The organism is Bradyrhizobium sp. LeoB3 (genome assembly GCF_055456055.1).
Window position 1 is genome coordinate 1 of record NZ_JBVBEF010000139.1, and the last position, 15,047, is coordinate 15,047.

11 protein-coding genes and 5 pseudogenes are annotated in these 15,047 nt (G+C 59.3%); 8 read left to right on the top strand and 8 right to left on the bottom strand.

Going from position 1 to position 15,047, the window contains the following annotated elements; genetic code table 11:
• On the top strand, nucleotides 1–183 hold a 183-nt coding region (locus ACZXDY_RS41405; RefSeq protein ID WP_464349460.1), incomplete at its 5' end, for a transposase.
• A 40-nt stretch (nucleotides 184–223) separates the two neighbouring features.
• On the opposite strand, the pseudogene ACZXDY_RS41410 reads toward ACZXDY_RS41405, so the two are convergent.
• Nucleotides 224–1,585 (bottom strand): annotated as a pseudogene (locus ACZXDY_RS41410) (IS4 family transposase); the annotation flags it as partial.
• Between the two features lie 1,242 nt (nucleotides 1,586–2,827).
• Here ACZXDY_RS41410 and tnpA point away from each other — a divergent pair.
• The 3 genes and pseudogenes from tnpA to tnpC form a co-directional block, all read left to right on the top strand.
• Nucleotides 2,828–3,235: an IS66-like element accessory protein TnpA gene (gene tnpA, locus ACZXDY_RS41415; RefSeq protein WP_464349461.1), complete on the top strand. Its 408-nt coding sequence runs from the start codon at nucleotides 2,828–2,830 to the stop codon at nucleotides 3,233–3,235.
• Nucleotides 3,232–3,579, top strand: a complete 348-nt coding sequence (gene tnpB / locus ACZXDY_RS41420; RefSeq protein WP_209296670.1) for an IS66 family insertion sequence element accessory protein TnpB — start codon at nucleotides 3,232–3,234, stop codon at nucleotides 3,577–3,579. Before tnpA ends, tnpB begins: the two co-directional genes overlap by 4 nt.
• 45 nt (nucleotides 3,580–3,624) lie before the next feature.
• Nucleotides 3,625–5,049, top strand: a pseudogene (gene tnpC / locus ACZXDY_RS41425) (IS66 family transposase); the annotation flags it as partial.
• A 27-nt stretch (nucleotides 5,050–5,076) separates the two neighbouring features.
• Here tnpC and ACZXDY_RS41430 read toward each other — a convergent pair.
• Together ACZXDY_RS41430 and ACZXDY_RS41435 are read right to left on the bottom strand one after the other, a co-directional pair.
• The gene (locus ACZXDY_RS41430) at nucleotides 5,077–7,146 is read right to left on the bottom strand and encodes a recombinase family protein (RefSeq protein ID WP_464349462.1); all 2,070 of its coding nucleotides are present in this window, start codon (nucleotides 7,144–7,146) and stop codon (nucleotides 5,077–5,079) included.
• Nucleotides 7,133–7,312, bottom strand: coding sequence for a hypothetical protein (locus ACZXDY_RS41435; protein ID WP_464349463.1), 180 nt, complete (start codon nucleotides 7,310–7,312; stop codon nucleotides 7,133–7,135). Before ACZXDY_RS41435 ends, ACZXDY_RS41430 begins: the two co-directional genes overlap by 14 nt.
• Nucleotides 7,313–7,624: 312 nt before the next feature.
• Between ACZXDY_RS41435 and ACZXDY_RS41440 the strand changes: the two are divergent.
• Nucleotides 7,625–7,852, top strand: a pseudogene (locus ACZXDY_RS41440) (transposase domain-containing protein); the annotation flags it as partial.
• Between the two features lie 2 nt (nucleotides 7,853–7,854).
• Nucleotides 7,855–8,097, top strand: coding sequence for a hypothetical protein (locus tag ACZXDY_RS41445; RefSeq protein WP_061876845.1), 243 nt, complete (start codon nucleotides 7,855–7,857; stop codon nucleotides 8,095–8,097).
• 600 nt (nucleotides 8,098–8,697) lie between these two features.
• Here ACZXDY_RS41445 and ACZXDY_RS41450 read toward each other — a convergent pair.
• Nucleotides 8,698–8,904, bottom strand: a complete 207-nt coding sequence (locus ACZXDY_RS41450) for a hypothetical protein (RefSeq protein ID WP_464349464.1) — start codon at nucleotides 8,902–8,904, stop codon at nucleotides 8,698–8,700.
• A pseudogene (locus ACZXDY_RS41455) lies at nucleotides 8,901–10,003 on the bottom strand (IS5 family transposase). The gene ACZXDY_RS41450 and the pseudogene ACZXDY_RS41455 overlap by 4 nt, the downstream one beginning before the upstream one ends.
• Before the next feature lie 792 nt (nucleotides 10,004–10,795).
• On the opposite strand from ACZXDY_RS41455, the gene ACZXDY_RS41460 reads away from it, so the two are divergent.
• On the top strand, nucleotides 10,796–11,029 hold the full coding sequence (locus ACZXDY_RS41460) for a hypothetical protein (protein ID WP_245287682.1): 234 nt from the start codon (nucleotides 10,796–10,798) through the stop codon (nucleotides 11,027–11,029).
• Nucleotides 11,030–11,048: 19 nt separating this feature from the next.
• A complete protein-coding gene (locus ACZXDY_RS41465) occupies nucleotides 11,049–11,240 on the top strand; it encodes a hypothetical protein (RefSeq protein ID WP_028169064.1) in 192 nt (63 codons plus the stop codon).
• 1,126 nt (nucleotides 11,241–12,366) lie between these two features.
• On the opposite strand, the gene dctA is transcribed toward ACZXDY_RS41465, so the two are convergent.
• From dctA to ACZXDY_RS41480, 3 genes and pseudogenes are all read right to left on the bottom strand, one after another.
• The gene (dctA, locus tag ACZXDY_RS41470; protein WP_130583735.1) at nucleotides 12,367–13,689 is read right to left on the bottom strand and encodes a C4-dicarboxylate transporter DctA; all 1,323 of its coding nucleotides are present in this window, start codon (nucleotides 13,687–13,689) and stop codon (nucleotides 12,367–12,369) included.
• Nucleotides 13,690–14,066: 377 nt separating this feature from the next.
• Nucleotides 14,067–14,224: pseudogene (locus ACZXDY_RS41475) on the bottom strand (beta-ACP synthase); the annotation flags it as partial.
• A gap of 60 nt (nucleotides 14,225–14,284) precedes the next feature.
• The gene (locus ACZXDY_RS41480) at nucleotides 14,285–14,434 is read right to left on the bottom strand and encodes a hypothetical protein (protein ID WP_165421513.1); all 150 of its coding nucleotides are present in this window, start codon (nucleotides 14,432–14,434) and stop codon (nucleotides 14,285–14,287) included.
• Between the last annotated feature and the right edge of the window lie 613 nt (nucleotides 14,435–15,047).

Consider the following 15,047-nt stretch of genomic DNA (forward strand, 5'->3'; position numbering starts at 1 on the left):
ATGCTGGAGCGCCTCAACGAGGAGATCCGGCGGCGCACCTACGTGGTGCGAATCTTCCCCAATGCCGAGAGCTGCCTAAGGCTGGTGCGGGCGCTGACCGTCGAGCGCCACGAGGCCTGGCTCGAGGACCATCGCTACCCACAAATTCTCCTCCAACCGTCGCGCCCAGCGCGATGTCGGTGAGGCGTGACAGCCCACGCCACATAACGGTATTGCCGGGAGGCGGATCGCTGGCGCGGGCGAGATAACCGCCGAGCCGGGCGATCTTGATAAGATAGTGCGAGAGCATTTTCTTTTTTGCTTTTGGTTTGTCGTTGACGAGGCGATCGAGCACGCCGATTTCAGTCGCGGTCAACGCGACGGTTGGCGGCGTGTCTGGGGCGGAACGGTTGAGCATCGTCATCCAGAAGACCCGCCAACTCAGGATGCAAAAGAGCGAGATCAGGTTGGTCAAACGCTGGGCGGTCCTGAGCTTCGACTCCTCAGCTTTGCAGCCCGATTTGAGGATCTTGTGGAACACCTCGATCTTCCATCTCAAGCCATACCATTCGAGCTTCTCAATGGCGTCGGTGCGGGAACCAATGGGCAGGTCGGTGATCAGCTTCCAATCGATCTTCTTTCTGTTTTTCGGCGTCCCGCGCTCTTCAGCATGGATCACCGTCAGGGTCAGAGCGGGATAGCGATTCTGCTTTCCGATCGGCGGCAGGACGCGAATCTTGCGATACCTGATCTCAAGAACGGCCTGGTCGGGATCGCCGTTGCTGTCTCTGACTTCGATGCGATGGAGCCCTTTGACGGCGACCTCGTCCATTTCGTCGGCGATCGTGTGATTCCCGTCTCCAGCCAAGCGGTCGACGCAGGTCCTGATCAGGAAATGAGTTCCGATCTCCTGTGCCGCGCAGAAAAGCTCGTAGATGTCACTCTCGCGATCGCCAATATGGATGCATCGTCCCGGATGATCCAAGAGTTGGGTAGACTGCTTGAGATTTTCCAACCATCGGACGCTTTCCTTTTTCTCGATGGGAATCCGGGTCGGATTGATCTTCTTTTTAAGCGCGGCCGTCCCCTTGAATTTCTTCCGGGTCCAGAACTTAACTGCCGCCAACCCCAGCGGCACCCCCTCGATTGTGACCGCGAGGCTCGAATGCATCAGGATGCCGCAAACCGTGTGCGATCTGAGGCGACCCGCCTTATCCCGTCCACTGTTTATGCTCTTGGTGATGCCGATCGCTTCTGACTTCTCGCGTTGATAGGTGAACTCGGTTGTATCGTGCAGCACAAGAACGAGACCTTCAGCGGCGGCACGATCATGTGTCGATTGGAAATGGCCGGCCAGAATGTCCGCTTCGCTGACCCGGTCATTAGAGAAGAACCGGTAGGCTGCCTTGGTATTCGCCCAATCCTGGCAGACGAGCGGAATGCTCTGTCCCATGGCGCTTCCAATCTGCGTGAGCAGCTTGCGGAATCTGTCGCCGAGCCGCGCGTCCCTAAACTCGCATCCACTACTCTCTCGATCAATCCAACATTCACCTTTCAAGGACCGCAAACTGCCTTTTGCCGATCGATCCCTTAATGTCAGCCCCATAGAGCACCCCTCGCGAATCAGGTGCTCAGCAAGGAATCACAAGTGATTCTTTCGATTCAAGATTTGGCCGATCGGCGGATCAGCCCGAGTGGTCAAAGTTATGGGTAATTGAAAGCTTCACCGGACGGATACGATTGCTGAGTGAAAGATGCCGCAGTTAAAGGTCGGCCGCTGGTCACTGAAATAGGAATTCACAATGAGACTTGCTCGATTGAGCCTGATCAATGCGGTGCTGAAGGCCGGTTGTAGCTGTACAATAGGCAGACCTCATGTGGCAGTCACCTTCAACCTACCAAGGAGATAGCGACACCATCAAGCGGAGGCCGGTCATGGGGCCACTTTGAGATGCGGCGCGAATGGACAATGTTACAGTCACATCAAACAAGGCACGGCATTTCAACCTCAGCTGAACGATGCGCGACTCTGGTAGTCGGCCAGGCTGACAATCAGGCTCGCCAGCCTCACGACGCCAATCCTATCGGCATCGAGACGCAGTTCACTTCGCTTGGTGATCTTCGAATTGCTGTGACCCTAATCAACTTGCACAGCGCAAGGATGGTGCACGGATGACGCGCTGGTGCAAACCAAAACCGCGCGTGCTTGAAGGCGGTAAAGCCGATCGCGCATTGCGTCCTGATGCTTCGCAGTCGCGGATCAGATTGAATTCCTGGCCGCTTGCGGCGATGCTTGTCAGCGCTCTCCTCTGGGCCGGTATCTGCTGGGTCGTCTATGCGTTCTCATGAGCGAAATGACATGCCAAAGCTGCCAAGCTGGCGACACAAGATGGCCGCATTGGCAAGCGCCTTCTGGCCTATACGCTTGAGGTCGTCGATTGACCTCTCTTTGCGGATCGCGGCCTCCAGGATCTTAGAGGCAACTTAGGCACGTCGGTTTGGTGCTGGGAAACGTCTTCGCCGATTTCGTTCAGCGCGCGCATGGGGCGCGGCCGTTTCGACACCGAACATAGGAGATGTCGCCCATCCTGTAGCAGGAAAGACAAGCAACCAACGGATGACCGAGCTGTTCCGGAAATTCGCGCACGTTATTCAATTCGGCAAATCCGGTCGCGCGATCTAGCGTATGCAAGTTGACAAACGTGTTCTCCACATACGCCGGGAAGTGATTGCCCACGCCAGGACCACCAAGAGTCTTTGTTGTTGCACCGGCGCCAGTACATAGTGTGTAAGCCTCCGAGGGGAGCCGCCTTGCGGCGGGCTGGCCTGATGGTTGAGAACTGTACGTATGGACAGCCATACGATCAGTACTCTGAATCGACTGGAAGTGGTTGATACAGGCCGGCGCCGCCGTTGGTCTGAGGAGGAGAAGGCGCGGATTGTTTTAGAAAGCATGTCCGAGCCCCGCCTCGTTGCGGCGACAGCGCGGCGATACGGCTTGTCGCGTTCTCTGTTGGTGACCTGGCGAAGAGCCTTCGCGGCGACCCGGACCAAATCCGAGGCTGGCTTTGTCAGGGCAGTTGTGGCCGAGGGGGTGCCCGCGGCGTCGGTGGCGGCGTCATCGGAGAGCGCGCCCGCAGATTCGACGGAGCGTCGGATCGAGATCGAGCTGGCTGGCGGGCGGCGCGTCATTGTTGATGCGGGCGTCGACATTGAGGCGCTTCGCCGGATCATCGAGATTTTGGATCCGCGATGATTCCGGTTCCTACGGGAGTTCGGGTATGGCTGGCGACGGGCCACACCGACATGCGCAAAGGCTTCGCCTCATTGTCGTTGCAGGTGCAAGAAGTGCTGCGCCGTGATCCGCTGAGTGGTCATTTGTTCTGCTTCCGCGGACGCAGGGGCGATTTGTTGAAAGTGATCTGGCATGACGGCCAGGGAGCATGCCTGTTTACGAAAAAACTCGAGAGAGGTCGTTTTGTCTGGCCGTCGCTGGCGGACGGCGTGGTGTCGATCTCGCAGGCGCAGATGAGCTATCTGCTGTCCGGCATCGACTGGCGCAATCCCCAAGAGTCCTGGCGTCCGACCAGCGTAGGCTGAGACTTTGTCATTTGAGTTTGGCAGCGAATGTGATTCCATCTGGCCATGGACTCCAGCGCCGACCTGCCGCCCGATCTTGCCGCCGCGCATGCAATGATTTTGGCCGAACGCACGGCCAGGCTTGCGGCGGAAGCCAGGCTTGCTGAAGCGACCAATGCCCAGGCGAAGCAATCGAGCACCGAAGCGCTGATTGCCCATCTCAAGCTCGAGATCGAGAAGCTACGACGCACGATATATGGCACTCGCTCCGAGCGGTCGGCACGGCTGCTCGATCAGCTGGAGCTTGAGCTTGAGGAACTCGAGGCGGACGCGACCGAGGATGAGCTGGCTGCCGAGAAGACGGCCGGGAAGACGCAGACGGTGCGTTCGTTTGAGCGCAAGCGGCCGGTGCGTCAACCCTTCCCCGACGACATCGTGCGAGAACGCGTGGTGCTGCCGGCTGCGACGCAATGCCCCTGCTGCGGGTCGACGCGGCTGTCGAAGCTCGGCGAAAGCGTGACCTCGACGCTGGAGGAGATCCCACGCCGGTTCAAGGTCATCGACACAGTCCGGGAGAAGTTCAGTTGTCGGGATTGCGCGGCGATCACGCAGCCGCCAGCGCCCTTCCATGCCACGCCGCGGGGCTATATCGGACCCCAGCTTCTGGCGACGATCCTGTTCGACAAATTTGGTCAGCATCAGCCGCTAAATCGACAGAGCCAGCGCTTCAAATGTGAGGGGATCGCCCTGTCGGTCTCGACGCTGGCGGACCAGGTGGGCGCCGGAGCCTTTGCGGTCAGACCCATCTTTGAATTGATCGAAGCCTATGTGCTCTCCGCCGATAGGCTCCATGGCGACGACACCAAGATCCCGATCCTCGCAAAAGGAAAAGCAGATACCGGCCGGATTTGGACCTATGTTCGCGACGATCGGCCATTCGGCGGGCGAGATCCACCGGCCGCGCTGTTCTACGCCTCACGTGATCGGCGCGGCGAGCATCCCGCGCGGCATCTTCAGACCTTCGCTGGGATCCTGCAGGCCGATGCCTATAGCGGGTTCAACGCTCTCTTCGATCCCGGACGCAAGGCGTTGCCGGCCACGCCCGCCTTCTGTTGGGCACATGGCCGGAGGGCGTTCTTCGAACTTGCCGACATCGCCCAGAACGCTCGCCGCGGAAGATCGGCGACGGCGATCTCGCCCGTTGCGCTGGAAGCGGTTCGTCGGATTGACCAATTGTTCGAGATCGAGCGCGATATCTATGGGCTGAGCGCTGAGGAGCGGCTGCAGATCCGCCGAGAAAGAAGCGCGCCACTGCTGACCGACCTTGAGGCTTGGCTCCGGGCGGAATCTGCCCGGCTCTCGCGTTCGTCCAACGTGATCAAGCCGATCAATTATCTGCTCAACCGATGGGATGGCTTTGCTCGCTTCGTCCACGACGGACGGATCTGCCTGACCAACAATGCAGCCGAGCGAGCGTTGCGTGGTTTTGCAAGCCTTGAGTCATTGTGCGCCCCTTCTTCAAGTGCTTGTAAACATTGGAAGCGTGTCCGCGTCAATTTCGCGAGACGGGCGACCCTTTCGGGCAATCGCTGTTTTGACCGCCTCGGATGCCAAATCGGCAGCTCGAATCTGACAGGGCGCTCGCGGAACAACCTGCACAGCAGGAAGAACGCCGCTGGAGACAAGGCGGCGGATCATATGACTTGAGACACCGAGCGCTTTTGCGGCCTCGATCTGCGTAAGCCATTCGCCGTTTTTTTCCGCTGAACGGTAGGCATGGATGCCACGCACACGGCGAATAGAGCTGACCCGATGTGCTGTCCAGGTCTTACCCATGCCGGTGGGCAAGCCCATCCGATTGAGCGTGGCGGCGATGTGCTCGTCAGACCAGCGCCCGGCCATGCTGCGGATAACAGCCAAGGCATCTTCCGCCGTGGAGGAGCCGTGTTCACCGGAGCGCGGCTTGCGGATCCGAAGCTCGGAGTGCTGCCCACCCTGCCAATGGATCGTGAGCACAACGTCGCGTCTCGTATCGTCGACGTCCGCGATGATGTCGACAATCAAGGCTCGCAGCAGCTGCTGGCGCGCGCGCATCGTCACATCAGGGGATTTCCAGACTACGGACAGGTTATCCGCCAGATCGGCAAAGGTGCCGGGATCGACCGCGTGGCCGGATGACTGATGGTCATTCTGGCGATTTTCCAGCTCGCGCACACGGCGCAAAGCGTACTCCCAGTTCTTCTCCAGCTGCGCAGCGATCAGGCGATTATCGGGGTCACAGGCGGCGTAGCGGCGCTCAGCAAGCGTGGCATCGTACCGGGCTTGCTGGAGTTCCAGATCAAGGATCCGGCGCTTGTCGTCTTGGCGTTCCCGTTGCATGCGCTGCGCCTCGAACGCGGCCTCGATCGCCATGGGTTCTACCGCTCGTAACAGTTCTCGTGCAACTGCCGCGTCGATTTTTGAAGCACCGAATATCATACAGCGAAGCCGACCTGCCAGACTACCCTTGTCACAGCGGTAGACGGGGTAGCTGATTCGACCGCCCCTATAGCTGACGCTCAGGCGCTGACCACAACGAGCGCACGTCAGAATGCCCGACAAGAGCGCCTGGCCGCCCCGGCCTGATTTTGCACCATCTGAGCGACCGTAGGCGTTAAGCGCCAATTGCTTCTGGTTGCGCTCGTAGTCATCCCAGGTGATGTACCCTTCGTGATGATCCTTTATCATCACATCCCAGGTGCCCGCCGGTTTGTAGTGCCCGTAGGTCCGCCGCGCTCTCCCTTCGACAATCGCGGTCCGCTTCTCGCTCTTGCCGTATACGTAAACACCCGCATAGAAGGGATTCTTCAGCACACTGATCACATTGCGGTAGCGGATGGGCTGCCAAACGAAGTTTGTCATGCGACCTTCATCAGCTGGTCGGGGGAAGTGGATTTGCTCCGCCTTCATCGACAACAGCACCTGGCGAGCGCTACCAAGTTCGCGAAAGCGAGTGAAGATAAGTCGAATCACCTCTTGCAGACGCAGGTCAGCATCCAGGCCAAGACCGGCTTCGCGATGCCAGACATAACCGAACGGCACTGATAAGCGTAGCTCACCACGTTGGGCCTTCGCCCTGGCTGCGTCTAGCATCCGTGCCCGGATTATGCCCAACTCAAACTCGCTTATGCTTCCCTTCATGCCAAGCAAGAGCCGATCATTCGGAAGGCAAGGATTATAAACGCCGTCGTGATCAATCACCCTCGCTTCGACAAGCCCGCACAACTCAAGCAGATGATGCCAATCGCGGCCGTTGCGCGCGAGCCGCGATGCATCGAAGCAAATTACGGCGCCGACGGCTCCTGCGCACAACCATGCGACCAGCCGATCAAAGCCGGGCCGAGCCACCGTTCCACTCGCCGAACGGCCGAGGTCATCATCAATGACTTCTACGTCGGAGAAGCCGTGCCGGCGCGCAATATCCACAAGATCGTACTGTCGCCGTTGGCTCTCCAGATTGGCCATCACCTGGGATTGCGTTGACTGCCGCACATAGACGACAGCTTTGCGCTTCAAGAGCGCTTCCGGGATCTGGTCAGTGTCGGGCATCACCGAGCTCCTCGACTACCAGGCCGGCGGCCTGCATGAGGATTTGGGCGAGCGTCAGTAACGCCTTCACCCGCGCCGCCTCGTTCATCCTGTCCAGCCTGTCTGGCTCGAATATCAGGCTCAGTTGCCCGTCTGAAATCTGTGCAGCTACGCGCTCCTGCTTCATCGGCGTTCTCCCATGCGACTCGATCGCTCGGGGAGTTTGTGGAAACGGCGAGCGCTGTGACCAGTCTCTTCAGCTCTGACAATGCGGCAAGATCAACTTGTGGTGGCCCGGAGGTCATCCCCGCGCACGCGATTGGATCTACCATCCAGCCGGGAATCGTGGTGACCGTGCCCAATGGGGCTCGGATCCGCAAAAACTGACCTGTCGCGCGTTGCTCCACACGACGCACGTTCACCATCCGGCCAAAATAGGGATGCCAGCGATAGTGGACCTCGAAATCCTCCCCGACATGGGCAGAATGAACGGTAAACGGCGCTGGGAAGAAAGGCATGGTTGTTCGCCGGTTCTGATCGCGGCGCGGCGCGGGCTGCCGTGATGGCCACGCTTATCATGACGGCGCGTCTCAACGACATCGACCCGAAAGCCTGGCTTGCCGACGTCTTCACACGCATCGCCGACATGCCGCAGAACCGCCTGCACGAGTTGTTGCCCTGGAACTGGACGCCTCCCGCGTCGAGGTCCTCCACCCAGGCGGTGTAGCCATGCACGTCAACAAGGTTCACGCCGTCTTCACCATCGCTCGCGTCGCAAAAGACCTCGGCGAAGACGAGGACTGGCTCTGGGACGTGGCCAACGGAATGGACACAGAGGATGGCGTCATCTGGGTTTACGGCATAGGTGACGACCAGGTCATGGCGTTCACCGACTTTGGCATCGAGAACCTGACGGAGCTCATCAGGATGCACAAGGAAGACCCCGAACTCCTCAAGCGGTGGAATCGGTGAGCCTCTGTCCGCGGCCTAGCTCGGATGGATACCATAGTGTCCCACTTTCTCGAAGTGAAACGGCAGCGCGGTCTCGGCCTATCGAACCACTCTACATCCGACTTAGCACCGGTGAATGCGGCCGAGCGTGGACGCTGAAACAGCGCGAAGCCCGACGCACACTGCCGGGTATGAGGTGCGTCGGGCTGTTGGGGCATGGCGCGGCACCTGGCCGTGTCCAGCCCGCATGACCCCTTGCAAATGATATGCCACACGAAAAGGCGCCGATGATCCGGCCCCACCCCCCGGTGCAAGGGCCGCACGGATGTTCACTTGTTCGCGTGCCAAGTATGGGCCGCCTCCTCAGGGCGTGGGTTGCGTTGCGCTTGTGATCGACATTGATCTAAATAGCTGGCCCGACGATCTCTGGATTTCGATGTCGCGGAGACTTCGTTTACGCGACCTGCAGCGGGACTCTGATCTCCGAACGGATTCGCCCGAGCCAAAGAACCAACCTAGCCGCCCCTAGCTAGCAGGCTGTTGAAGAAGTCTTTGAACGGTGTTGTCACCGTTGAGAAGGCAGATCTCCCCTTCGAGTGAGCCGTCATCCTGCAGTTCGGCCTAGCCGTCACTCTCGGCTGGCTCCATTTCGTCGTTTCCCTGCCAGCCGAACTCGGCGGCATCGCCGTGGCAGGTTCCATGAATGGAGCCTGTGCGGCAATCGAAGGCGAATTCGCCGCCGGCCTCGTCGAACAGGATGTAGGCGCTCGCCAAGGCCATGCCGTAGCTCGGTGTCTCGACGACCTGCCATCTGCCCCGAATGCTCATGCCGGTGCCGCCAGAAGCTTGGGAAGCCGGATCAAATTATAGACCGCAAGCGCCAGGACGAACACGGCATCCACCCGGTCGCGGCCTCGCAGCTTGATCTTGGCCAAGCCAGCGGAACTCTTGATCCAGCCGAAGACTTCTTCGATGCGTTTGCGGCAGCGTTGGCTGATGTCGTAGCCGCTGTGACGTGTGGTCCGCGCGTCGATCGCCGTCTTGCGCCGCTTGCCGGTCTTACTCAGATGTCCATCAATCGCAATATGCGGAGTAACCGATCTATCTCTCAGCTCGTGGACGAACTGCGTGACATCATAGGCCTTATCCGCCCCCAGAGTGATCCGTTTCGCGCACCCGCGCCTGTCGATATGGCAAGCGCAATCTCCCGTTCGGCGGTGCCCGTCGCTTGGCTCACCCCACCCAAGACCGCTAAACCATTGCGGTTCTCCATCAGCGCATGGCCCATATAGCTCAGCTTAGCCGGCTGGCCGTCACCCTTCTTGTAGAGCCGCGCCTCGGGATCGGTCGTGCTCGCATGTCTCGTTCGATCGCTTCTCCTTGTGGAAGCTGCGCTCAGCATTGCGTCCCGGACCGTCCTCGTCTTTGTCGCTGCCATCCTTCTTCCGGAAGCTCTTGATCGAAGCCCGGGCTTTCAATCAGCGTACCATCCACCGAGAAGTGGTCGCTCGATAGTAGACGCTTGACCTTTGGTTGCGCCAAAAGCGCGTTCAGGAACTTGGCCGCAATCTCGCCTTCGAGCAGCCGGTCGCGGTTCTTCGAGAAGGTCGAATGGTCCCAAAACCGCATCATCCACCCCGAGCCCAACGAACCAGCGGAACAGAAGATCGAACTCCATCCATTCCATCAGATGCCGTTCCGAGCGAACCCCATAAAATGCCTGGAGGAGCATCGCCCGAAGCAACTTCTCCGGTGCGATCGAGGGGCGACCGACGTTCGTATAGAGCTTGCCGAACTCCCCAGAAAGGTCGCCCAGCGCCGCATTCGCCAAGTCTCGGATCACCCGTAGCGGGTGGTCGACCCGAACCCGAGCCTCCAGGTCCACATAACTAAAAAGCGAGCCGGACTGTTCGTCACTCCCCCGCATCGCGCCCCCAGTTAAATCCTGGTCCTAGAGAATCACGATACGAAACGCTTCGCTACCGACTTCTTCAACAGGCTGTTAGAGCTAGACGGCACCTATATAAGCGACCTCCTGATCGGGTCTGATCTGAGCCTCGCGCCGACTTGCGAGAAGGATACGATCCCCGCGTGCGGATCGGATCCGCGATCAGTTCGCAGTATTTCCGGATCACCTTGGGATCGCCGAAGTCGCCGATGGCCGGATCTCCCGAGCGGCCAAGGGCGAGGCCGCTGATATGGTTATGCTCACGGGAGAGGGCCTCTGCACGCACGACGGCGCTCTAAGAGAAGCACTCGATCGCTTACCCGGGCGCGATCCGTCGTCAGCACTGAGGCGGGCGCGGCGCTGTTTGCATGAGAGTATAGTTAGGTCGGGAATTGCTATCACGACCCGAGCGAAAAGCGTCCGGCGCGTGGGCCAATAGGATGCCAATGCTCAAAAGAATAAGAGTCCCGACAAGAGCCGAATACATACGCCACCTCCATCGCTCACTTCCTTTTGAACTGCGCGACCGCTTACACAGTCAATTTTTTTCCTGAGCGCGAAATGCGTTCGCAGCCAAGTGATGAGTCCGAGCCACAGCGACTAGCTGGCAGCATGTGGAACCGTCAAAGACAGAAGCTGTAAGACCCAGCTGCTCTGCTCCAACCGCCTGATAGGCGTAGGGCGGTGACCGAAAGGCTCATGTGGCAAATGTGCAACGGGTACTTGGTTTCTGCGCGGGAGTGTCCGAAACGAACACTTCAGGCCGTTGAGATGGCGGTAGCATTTGCGCGCAAGGATTGGGGTGTCCGGATGAGGTTTTCAAACTCGAAAGATGAGAGCTTATTGTTTCTTTGGGAAAGTGTGCGGCGGCAAGTGTTGGCTGGTCGCGCGGACGGCGGACGTTGCCGCTTTGTTGGTAACAATCTGCGCAGCTATGCTGAATTGCTTCGTTCGGAAATGGAGCGGCGAGAGCTGAAGTACACTCCGATTAATTGGTCTGAATAGCCGCTCCACGGGCATACCGATGAAAGACCTGCAGAAGCAACTGAAAGAGCTCCGCACCGATGCAGCCGAGTGCAAATTGATCAGCGATCTGGCAACTGACCAGGAAAAGCGAGAGCTGTTCGCAAAGCTTGCGGATCACTTGAGTGGTTTGGCGTCCGAGCTCGAGCGCGCTATATCTGTAAAAGTCTGTGGCACGAAGACGGAGCTGTAAAGACGGTCGCACGATGCCAAGAATCGGCTCTGGGTTCACGAGAGCGGCACTTATGCGAAATTCACGAGGCGGGTAAGCTGACGCACGATTTTGCGTCTGTGGCTGCCGAGATCGTCCATGGTTAGGATGTCGCCGGGACAAAGCGTCGGAAGGAGGACTCTCTCGACGTAGAGGCGGAAACTCTCGCCATCGTTCGGCCCTCGAGAAACCATGGCGCCTCAATCCGGTCATGGCGCAACGCGGCCAGGAAGGTTATGGTCGTCCAGCGGCCGTTGGGACTCTTGCTGTGAATCCTCTGGCCACGCGGCGCACCCCCGCAAGGCCCCATATCGGTCCTGGCCCAGATCTCGCGTTCGCCAGCCACAGTTTTTTCAAGCTGAGCTTCTCGGCGTGGAGAACTCCCATATTGAACGGTAATCAGCCTTAGGTCCGCGATCAGTGAGCTCGGCGACCAAGCCGCGCAGGGTGAAGTCCCCTTGATTCGCCCTAAAACCCGGACGCGGTGTTTGCCGGAAATGGCCTTCGACCTGTTGCCGCGCATCCCTGCCGGGCACCACGCTGCCGGTCTCGCAATGCCGTCGCGCCCATCCAACGGCCGTGCTGACCGCAACACCGAATGTTTAGCCGCCTCGTTGCAGGACAATCCACCGGAAACAACCCTGCAACGCCCCGCTTCCGAAGATCCTCAGAGTAAGGCTTGCCGATCCGTGCTGGCCTCCAGGCCCAGCCAGCATGGTAAATCCGAAGTCTCCTGATTTGGGAATCCAAATTCGATTCAAGCTAACCTTCAGACCCGCTTGCGATGGGGCATTGCACTTCGCTAACGCTTCGCCGTCATGCGATTGGATAGAGGACTATCACTTTCAAGCAGTTGTTCAGACTCGGCGCTCATGAGAAACGGCCCGGCGAAACCGAGGGTTTCGTCCCCTCGTCTCACGGAGCAGCCTCTTTAGGACGTTATTCCGGCGCGCTCACGAAAGCGAGCGAACCGGCAATCCAGAGGTCGCGGCGAGAGATTCCGCCTTCGTAATCCAAGTCGGCTGCTGCCGACTTAGACAAGCAAGACTCGCGAGTTCGCGTACACCTGCGTCAACGCGTCCTGGAATGACGAACAGAAATGCAGCCCCTACCCCGTCGTGTTTGTGGTCTCGCCGTCGGCCGCACCAATTTCCTGGTTGAGCCGCGCATGAAGCGTGGCCTCGTCGAGTTCGCCTTCCCACCAGGACACGAACACCGCGGCAATACCGTTGCCCATGATATTGGTAAGTGCACGCACCTCGCTCATGAATTTATCGATCGAGAACACGATTGCCATGCCCGGCACCAGCGCCGGATTAACCGCTGATAGCGTCGCCGCGAGCGTGATGAAGCCGGCCCCGGTGATACCGCTTGCGCCTTTCGACGTCAGCATCGCCACGATCAGGATCGTGAGCTGCTGGCCGAAGGTGAGATCGACCCCGAGCGCCTGCGCGATAAACAGCGTTCCCAAGGTCATGTAGATGTTGGTGCCATCGAGGTTGAAGGAGTAGCCGGTCGGCACCACGAGCCCGACCACGGGCTTGGAGCAGCCTAGCCGCTCGAGCTTCTTCATCAACTGCGGCAGCGCGCTTTCCGAGGACGAGGTGCCGAGCACGAGCAAGAGCTCGTCTTTGACATAGGCGATAAACTTGAAGATCGAAAAGCCAACGAAACGCGCGATCAGACCAAGCACGACTACCACGAATAGCGCGGCCGTGGCATAGAACAGCGCGATGAGCCCGATCAGATTCCCGAGCGCCGAGGGTCCGAACTTACCGATCGTGAAAGCCATGGCGCCGAACGCGCCAATCGGCGCTGCCTTCATGACAATGGCAATGACGCCGAACACGGCGTGCGCCGTGTCGTCGATCATGCCGCGCAACTTCTCGCCGCGCTCACCCAGCGCCATCAGCGAGAAGCCGAACAGGATGGCAAACAAGAGTACCTGCAGGATATCGCCGCGCGCCAGCGCGCCGACCACGCTGTCGGGAATGATATTGAGGATGAAATCGACGCTTTTCGAGGCTTCCGCCTGCTTCACGTAATTGGCGACGGCTGCGGCATCGGGCTTGGCCGCAAGGCCGTGGCCAATCTGGAAAAGATTGCCCATCACCAGGCCGAGCAACAAGGCAAAAGTGGAGACGATCTCGAAATAGACCAGCGCCTTGAGGCCGACCCGGCCGACCTTTTTCGCATCCTGGATGTGCGCGATGCCCGAGACCACGGTGCAGAAGATAATCGGCGCGATGACCATCTTGATCAGCTTGATGAATCCATCACCGAGCGCCTTGATCCAGTCGTTGGTTGCGAGCGACGGCCACAGCCAACCGACGACGACGCCAATCAAGATCGCGATCAGCACCTGAACGTAGAGAATTTTGTACCAAGTTTGCGACGGCCGCGCGGGCGCCGCAGTTGCGATGGTGGTCATGACGCTCCTTCCCTATACGAACTCGAACACCGAGCCGCCGCGCGTTGAGCGGTGACGGCATCAGACGAGCTTTTATGCCAGCCGTGTCCCATTGAAGACGGCGATGTCGGAAATCCGACAGATCGCAGCGTGAATTCCGAGGGTAGGTCGGCAGTTACCTGTGTTTTCTTTTGTTAAGCAAGTCGCGCGCCAAGCGCCAAAGCCATGCGGCCGTTCAACCGACGAGACTGTGGACCGACTGTCTCCTGACGACACTTGGCTGAATCCCAGAACCACGTTCGTGCCGCCGAGGGCAAAGGCATTGCTCGGCGCGACGCGCACCTTGCGCTCGCGCGGCAGAGTGGGCGCGACCTCGAGATCGACCAGCCGCTTGCGGCAATGTCATGCTCGGGAAGGGTTTTGAGCTTGGCCCCTATCCTGAGCTCGGAGTTGCGATCGGGCCAATGGCGGAGCGGCCTTCGCGTATCTCCTTATAGATGGAGGCGCCGTCGGTCCCCAACCCGCCCATTCCGGTAATGACGACGCGCCTCCCCATTCAGGCCTTCTCAGCGACCACGCCGCGGACAGTCGCGTCGCCGACATTCTTGAGATTCGATCAGGCGTCATCCGTGTTCATCTCAATCTCGATCGCGTCGGACTGCTCCAGGTCGCAGATGATGTCCCTCAACTCCAGCGACTGGATGCCACACCAGGTCAGTTGCCTGGCGGTCGTTGTCTCGCCGCCGCCGACGGCGTTTTCCTTCATCGTGCGACAATTTCCTTCGCGAGTTGAACTGCCATGCTGCTGCTTCCATGACGCGCTTCGACGCGAACGCGGCGCCATCCCCCAGCCGAGCCACGTCGCGACGCGTCGCGCGACAGAAGCAGCGACGTGATTCGTCGGGCGTCAGGTGCTGTCAATGCAACGTTCCGTAACATTGGTAAAATTGATTTTTTGGATGGCACGCATCCACGCCATCGACATGTGGAGACAGGCCTTAAAAGGCCTTGATACAGTCTGCCCCCGGGCGTTATCCGGCCTCGGTCATATTGTTTCGCACAGCTACAAACGACAGCCTCGATACTCCTTCACCGGACGATACACGCTGAGCTCCTGCCGCGCCTGGACGAGTCGCTTGCCACAGAGTTTTTCTCGAACGGACGCTTCATAGCGGCGACGTGAAGGCAGAACTTATCGTATTCCGACACCCCCAGGCCAGGGGGCTACGTTGGGCCGGCCGATGAGCCGGAGATCGGAGTTCGAGCCGTTCAAAGATCCAAGGTCGGACATCACGGCGCGGTGGAGCCAACTTTGGGCAGAGTAATGCCAGAAGTTTTTCGTTCAAGAGGCTAGAGATGTTCGGTTGAACACGCCGAAG

Bases quoted from the DNA above. Each gene is read 5' to 3' on its own strand.
- tnpA (WP_464349461.1), top strand. From the start codon at position 2,828: ATGGACAGCCATACGATCAGTACTCTGAATCGACTGGAAGTGGTTGAT.
- ACZXDY_RS41435 (WP_464349463.1), bottom strand. From the start codon at position 7,312: ATGAAGCAGGAGCGCGTAGCTGCACAGATTTCAGACGGGCAACTGAGC.
- ACZXDY_RS41430 (WP_464349462.1), bottom strand. From the start codon at position 7,146: ATGCCCGACACTGACCAGATCCCGGAAGCGCTCTTGAAGCGCAAAGCT.
- ACZXDY_RS41445 (WP_061876845.1), top strand. From the start codon at position 7,855: ATGCACGTCAACAAGGTTCACGCCGTCTTCACCATCGCTCGCGTCGCA.
- tnpB (WP_209296670.1), top strand. From the start codon at position 3,232: ATGATTCCGGTTCCTACGGGAGTTCGGGTATGGCTGGCGACGGGCCAC.
- ACZXDY_RS41480 (WP_165421513.1), bottom strand. From the start codon at position 14,434: ATGAAGGAAAACGCCGTCGGCGGCGGCGAGACAACGACCGCCAGGCAA.
- ACZXDY_RS41460 (WP_245287682.1), top strand. From the start codon at position 10,796: ATGGCGGTAGCATTTGCGCGCAAGGATTGGGGTGTCCGGATGAGGTTT.
- ACZXDY_RS41450 (WP_464349464.1), bottom strand. From the start codon at position 8,904: ATGAGCATTCGGGGCAGATGGCAGGTCGTCGAGACACCGAGCTACGGC.
- dctA (WP_130583735.1), bottom strand. From the start codon at position 13,689: ATGACCACCATCGCAACTGCGGCGCCCGCGCGGCCGTCGCAAACTTGG.
- ACZXDY_RS41465 (WP_028169064.1), top strand. From the start codon at position 11,049: ATGAAAGACCTGCAGAAGCAACTGAAAGAGCTCCGCACCGATGCAGCC.